Source organism: Marinobacterium profundum, from assembly GCF_001528745.1.
Classification (GTDB): domain Bacteria; phylum Pseudomonadota; class Gammaproteobacteria; order Pseudomonadales; family Balneatricaceae; genus Marinobacterium_A; species Marinobacterium_A profundum.
The window spans coordinates 1-6,399 of the sequence record NZ_BCNS01000017.1; the positions used below are offsets into that span (position 1 = coordinate 1).

Sequence of the window (6,399 nt, forward strand, 5' to 3'; positions counted from 1 at the left end):
CTCGTGGTCCGTTGGCTTGGCCCGGTGCCAGCCGAGGCGTTGCCGTCAGGAGCAGAAGTGCATCGTGCACCGGCAAAGACATGGGATGGGAGCGAAGGTGGGCAAAGGGAGAATCGTAGTGCGGCTTCGCCGCACCGAACACCGCCACGACCCGTGCCAGGGCGGTATCGGGACCGGCCCGCATATCCAGCGGCTCGGTGGCGAGCCAGATCTCATCAATGCGGATCATCGCAGCAGCTCCTGTAACCAGGACAGGCAGCGATCGCCCTGTGCCACGGGCCAGTTCACGACCACGTTGCCGGCCGTGTGCGGGATCTCGATGCGGATGCTGTCGGTAAGGCCAGTAGCGGTCTGCTGGTCTGGCTGAGCCGGTACCGCCAGCGATACAAAAGCAGGCGATGTCGCGGCTGGCTCTTGGCAGGCTGCGATAATGCGGGCTTTGAACTCGGGGGTATAACGACGACGCTTCCGGGGTGCTTCCGATACGCTTAATAAAGTCATCATAAGTGTCCACTTGAAAATAGGTGGACACTATCGGATGGCTACTATAACGGGCTCAAGATGGGTTCCCCGGACGCTTACCGTCCATGTACAAACCCTGCTCATGCGCATCCATGCGCCCGCAGGACAAGTACATCCCTGTACAAAAAAGGCAGCCCGAGGGCTGCCTGCAAACAAGGAGTGAGATAAAGCCGGCATTGAGCGGGATTGTGCGATCCCGTCGTGCTCTAGTGTCGCGCGCCTTGGCGCGCGACGAGTACAAAGGTTACAGCTTGCTGAGATAAACGTCGAAACGCTTCTGTACCGACGCAGGCGGAGCCTGGGTTGCCAGAGTTGCAATGATGATCGCCAGGGTTGCGAACAGGATGCCCGGGACTATTTCATACAGATCGTAAATACCGCCGGACAGCTGTTTCCAGACCACCACGGTAATGCCGCCAACCAGTATGCCCGCCAGAGCGCCGGAGCGGTTCATGCGTTTCCAGTAGAGCGCCAGGATCAGGGTTGGACCGAAGGCGGCACCGAAGCCTGCCCAGGCGTAGGACACCAGCCCGAGGACGGTGCTGTCCGGGTTCATGGCTAGCGCCAGAGCAACGAGGGACAGACCGATAACCGCAAAACGGCCGACCATAACGATTTCCTTCTGGCTGGCATCCTTGCGCAGAAGGTTGCGGTAGAAGTCTTCCGCCAGGGCGGAAGATGACACCAGCAGCTGGGAATCTGCAGTACTCATGATGGCCGCCAGGATTGCCGCCAGCAGAATGCCGGCAATAACTGGGCTAAACATGGCATTAACCAGCACCATAAAGATGGTTTCGCCATCGCCCAGGCTCCCGCCCATATTGCTGTCGACATAGACGATACCGGTCAGGCCGACCAGGAAGGCGCCGGCCATGGCAAGGCCAGACCAGATCACCGCAATGCGGCGTGCCGTCGGCACGGCAGCATTGTTACGAATGCCGGCAAAACGCGCCAGTATATGTGGTTGGCCAAAGTAGCCCAGGCCCCAGGCTGCCAGCGAAACAATGGCAATCCAGGTGAGGGGTTCGCCGCTGGCATCGTTCCACAGTGTCAGCAGTTCAGGGTTCTTGGCTTCAAGTGCGCTAAATAGAGCGGTGATGCCACCGTCGGCCTGCATGGCAACAACAGGCACTATCAGCAGGGCTGCGGCCATCAGCAGACCCTGCACCAGGTCGGTCCAGGATACGGCCAGAAAGCCGCCAAACAGGGTGTAGGAAACGACGGCCAGGGTGCCCACTATAACAGCGATGCTGTAATCCAGACCGAAGACGGTTTCGAACAGTTTGCCACCGGCAACGAGACCCGAGCTGGTGTAGAACAGGAAGAACAGCAGGATGAAGAAAGCCGAGATCACCTGGATCATCTTGCTCTTGTCTTCAAAGCGGTTGGAGAAAAACTCTGGCAGCGTCAGGGAATCATCGGCTTCGAAGCTATAGGTACGCAGGCGTTTGGCGACCAGCAGCCAGTTCAGATAGGTACCCAGCAGCAAGCCACCGCCCAGCCACACGGCCTCCAGGCCGGCGGCAAAGGCATAGCCGGGCAGGCCCAGCAGCAGCCAGCCGCTCATGTCGGATGCGCCGGCCGAAAGCGCCGCAGGCCAGGGGCCCAGCGAACGTCCGCCCAGAAAGTAGTCCGCCGAACTGGACGTGCGTTTGTAGGCGTAGAGCCCGATTCCCAGCATCATTATCAGGTAAACAATGAAGGTACCTATAATTGCGGCATTGTTTTCAATCATGTAATTGCGCCTCGTTGATAGCTCGCCTTAACAGGCATCGTTGTTATTGTGGCCTTCGGTCGATCGAAGATTAGCAAGCAGAGCACTAGCTCTGCGATTATTCGGCCAGACTTCCCAGCTCCAGCAGAGTGGCGTTACCACCCACTGCAGTAGTGTTGGTGCTGCAGACCTGCTCGGTAATAAAGCGATACAGATACTGTTCGCTGCCAATCAGTGTCAGCCCGGCGGCATCGGTTTCGGCAACCAGTTGTACCAGTACGCCATCGCGGCTGCACAGCTGGCGGTTCAGTTCCCGCGCGGTGCTTTCATCGCATACGCAGGCGATGCCGGCCAGTGATGGGCAGCGGCTCAGTTCCAGTACCGACTCGGCACCTTCAATCAGCTGTGCCACGGCGGCCGGACAGCTGCCGGCAACCAGCTGGCGCAGAAGATCGCGGCAAAAGCCATTCTGGCTGGCGTCGGGCGCCAGCAGTACGACGTTACCGCTGATCAGGGCTGCAATCAGCTGACCGACCATGGCCGTTTCGCTGCAGTGCTGATCGCCGGCAATGATGTAGAGGCCGCGCCCGCTGGTGGAAAGCAGGTTGGACTCGCCCGTGGGACCCTGCATCTCCAGCGGGGCGTCGATCAGACGCAGGGCCTGGTCGATCTGCCACTGGGCAATGCATGCCTGGTCGTGGTTCAGCTGAGCGACAAAGTGCTGCAGCAGTTGTGCGCGCCCGGCAACGCCGAGTCCGTTCCAGCCTTCCCAGGCGCTCAGTGCGGACTGGGCAGCCTGGGCGAGTTGAGTCTGTTTGATCATGGTGGTCACTCCTATCGCTATTCGGGGGCTCAGAGCGCAACTTCGCGCGTAAAACGCGGCAGATAGCGCGGACCGCCGGCTTTGGGGCCTGTGCCTGAAAGGCCTTGGCCGCCGAAGGGCTGCACGCCTACAACTGCGCCAATTTGGTCGCGGTTAATGTAGATGTTGCCGACTCGGGTGCGGCGGGCAATGTGTCGGGTGGTTTCTTCGTTGCGGCTATGTACGCCAAGTGTAAGGCCATAGCCGGTGGCGTTGATGGCATCGATTACCTTGTCGAGCTCGGATGCCTTGTAGCGCACCACGTGCAGGATTGGGCCGAACTGCTCGCGTTCAAGCACAGCTATATCGCTGATCAAAAAGGCGGTCGGGGCCACAAAGGTACCCTGGCTGGTGCTTTGAGGCAGCGGCGTCTGGCCAATCAGCTGGGCGCTGACCTTGAGCTTCTCTATGTGGGCCAGCAGGCCCTGCTGTGCCTTGAGATCGATCACGGGGCCTATGTCGGTGCTGTGCAGGCTGGGGTCGCCCACAACCTGCTGTGACATGGCGCCGCGCAGCATCTCGATGATGCGATCAGCCACATCTTCCTGAACGTAAAGAACGCGCAGTGCCGAGCAGCGCTGTCCGGCGGAAGCGAAGGCGGAATGCACCACATCGCGCACCACCTGTTCGGGCAGGGAGGTGGAGTCGATGATCATGGCATTCTGGCCACCGGTTTCGGCGATCAGGGGCACAATTTCGGCGTCGCGCTGGGCCAGCGAGCGGTTGATCAGCTGGGCCGTTTCGGTGGAACCGGTGAAGGCCACGCCGGCAATACGCGGGTCGCGAGTCAGGGGGGCGCCAACGCTGGCGCCGTCGCCCGGCAATAGAGCAATGACATTGGCCGGAATGCCGGCCTGTAGCGCTAGCTCAACAGTACGGCAGGCAATCAGGCTGGTCTGTTCGGCGGGCTTGGCGATAACGCTGTTGCCGGCTACCAGAGCGGCGCTGACCTGGCCGAGGAAGATGGCCAGCGGGAAGTTCCACGGGCTGATGCAGACGAAGACGCCGCGACCGTCGAGACGGTACTGACGTTCCTTGCCGGTGAAGGCAGTGCCCAGCAGGGGCTGCCCCAGGCCGCGACGGGCCTGGACGGCGTAGTAGCGGCAAAAATCTACAGCTTCGCGCACTTCGTCGATGCTGTCCTGAATGGTCTTGCCGGCTTCCAGGTGGCATAGCGCCACCAGTTCAGCCAGGTTGTCTTCCAGCAGGTCAGCCAGGCGATCCAGGCAGGCAGCACGGCTATCAACAGCAGTGGCGTTCCAGCTGACAAAACCCTCGCTCAGCAGGTCCAGGGCTTCGCTGACGTCCTGGGCGCTGGCCCAGTGCATCTCGCCAACAGGGATACTGTGGTTCTGCGGTGCCAGTACCGGGTGTACCTGTTCGGTTTTGCGCTGACTGCCGCCAATGATGGGGCCGCCGTTCCACTGCTGCTGCATGAAGCCGTCAACAGCCTGCTTGAAGGGCGTCCACTGGCTGTCGATTTCGATGTTGGGGCTGAACGAGTTGCGACGTTCGTCGCCGTACAGATCCCGCGGCAGCGGAATATGTGGGTTGGCCAGGGAAGCGCGGCTGGTCAGAGTTTCAACCGGGTGGTGGACCAGGTCGGCTATCGGATGGCGGGCATCGACCAGGCGGTGCACGAAGGAACTGTTGGCACCGTTTTCCAGCAGGCGGCGCACCAGGTACGGCAGCAGATCCTTGTGGCTGCCCACCGGTGCGTAGATTCGCACGCTGACGGAATGGTTTTTCAGCACACGATTGTAGAGTGCATCGCCCATACCGTGCAGGCGCTGGAATTCGAAGTCCTCGTGCTCGGTCATGGCCAGTATGGCCGCCACCGTGTGGGCGTTGTGGCTGGCAAACTGCGGGTAAATCTTGCCGCGCACAGGCGCGCTCAGCAGGAAGCGGGCACAGGCCAGGTAGGCGGTATCGGTGGCTTCCTTGCGAGTGTATACCGGGTAGCCGTTGATGCCGCGCTGCTGGCACAGTTTGATTTCAGAATCCCAGTAGGCACCCTTTACCAGACGTACCGGTATGCGGTCGCCCTGCTCGCCGGAGAGGCTTGTCAGCCAGGTCAGGACAGCAAGGGCGCGCTTGGAGTAGGCCTGTACCACCAGGCCGAAGTTGCCCCAGCCGGCGCAGGCCGGGTCGCGATAGAGCTTTTCAAACAGCGTGAGGGACAGCTCAAGGCGGTCCGCTTCTTCGGCATCGATGGTGATGCCAACATTGAGCGCACGCGCCTTGTCGATCAGCTGCAGCACGCGCTGGAACAGCTCGTCCATGACGCGGGCCTGCTGGCCGATTTCGTAACGTGGATGCAGTGCCGAAAGCTTGATTGAAATGGTCGGCCTGGAAGTCTTGCCATCGCCGTATGTATCGCGACCCACGGCCTCAACGGCACGCAGGTAGTCGGCGAAGTACTTGTCGGCATCCCTGTCGGTGAGGGCAGCCTCGCCAAGCATGTCAAAGGAGTAGGTGTAACCTAGGTCGCGGGACTTGCGGCCGCGCTTGAGTGCCTCGCCGATGTTGCGCCCCAGCACAAACTGGTGACCCATGATCTTCATGGCCTGGTACATGGCCTTGCGGATTACAGGTTCGGAGAAACGGTTGACCAGACGGTTGATGACGTTGGCCGGTGTGCCATCGTCCTTTTCGTCCATGGTCACGACCTTGCCGGTCAGCAACAGGCCCCAGGTGGAGGCGTTGACGAACAGGGAGTCGGAGTTCTTGAGGTGCTTTTTCCAGTCGGCAACGCTGAGCTTGTCGCGGATCAGCGCATCGGCGGTATCGGCATCGGGAATGCGCATCAGCGCCTCGGCCAGACACATCAGCAGAATGCCCTCGCGGGTATCCAGACTGTATTCCAGCAGCAGGGCATCAATCATGTGGATGGCGGCGTCGTCGGCCCGCACCTGTTCTATCAGGTCGGTCGCGCCCGCAGCGGTACGTTCCAGTTCAGCATCGCTGGGCTGAGCCAGCGGCAGCAGTTCCTGCAGCCAGCGGGTTTCATCGATCGCATAGAGCGGCGATATTTCCGCCCAGAGCGCAGCGGACGAACGGGTGATGAAGTCCGGGTTTAGAACATCAATGGCCTTGAACATGATCGGGTACCTCACGGTCCTGCGTTAAGCATGGACGGGCTGCGGTTTTCGGGAGCCTGTGAATAGGTCAGCACGGGGCTGGCTCAGGGGCAGACACTTGGGAGGCTGTCCGGCAATACTCAACCTACTGTGAACCTCCTGAGTTTGGCTGGTTTTTGTGCTGTTTTTCGTTAAATAGAACCACTATTCGCCTTAAACCA

Annotated in this window: 5 protein-coding genes; all 5 read right to left on the reverse strand. The window is 60.5% G+C overall.

The window, feature by feature from the left end:
• Positions 1-229, reverse strand: a 229-nt coding sequence (locus MPRO_RS26125) for a transposase (protein WP_067286026.1), incomplete at its 3' end; no start/stop codon positions are given.
• On the reverse strand, positions 226-504 hold the full coding sequence (locus MPRO_RS01140; RefSeq protein ID WP_067286028.1) for a transposase: 279 nt from the start codon (positions 502-504) through the stop codon (positions 226-228). The genes MPRO_RS01140 and MPRO_RS26125, both read right to left, overlap by 4 nt.
• 262 nt (positions 505-766) lie before the next feature.
• Positions 767-2,257, reverse strand: a complete 1,491-nt coding sequence (putP, locus tag MPRO_RS01145) for a sodium/proline symporter PutP (RefSeq protein WP_067286030.1) — start codon at positions 2,255-2,257, stop codon at positions 767-769.
• A gap of 97 nt (positions 2,258-2,354) precedes the next feature.
• The gene (locus tag MPRO_RS01150) at positions 2,355-3,059 is read right to left on the reverse strand and encodes a hypothetical protein (protein WP_067286032.1); all 705 of its coding nucleotides are present in this window, start codon (positions 3,057-3,059) and stop codon (positions 2,355-2,357) included.
• A gap of 29 nt (positions 3,060-3,088) precedes the next feature.
• A complete protein-coding gene (putA, locus tag MPRO_RS01155; RefSeq protein ID WP_067286033.1) occupies positions 3,089-6,199 on the reverse strand; it encodes a bifunctional proline dehydrogenase/L-glutamate gamma-semialdehyde dehydrogenase PutA in 3,111 nt (1,036 codons plus the stop codon).
• Positions 6,200-6,399: the final 200 nt, after the last annotated feature.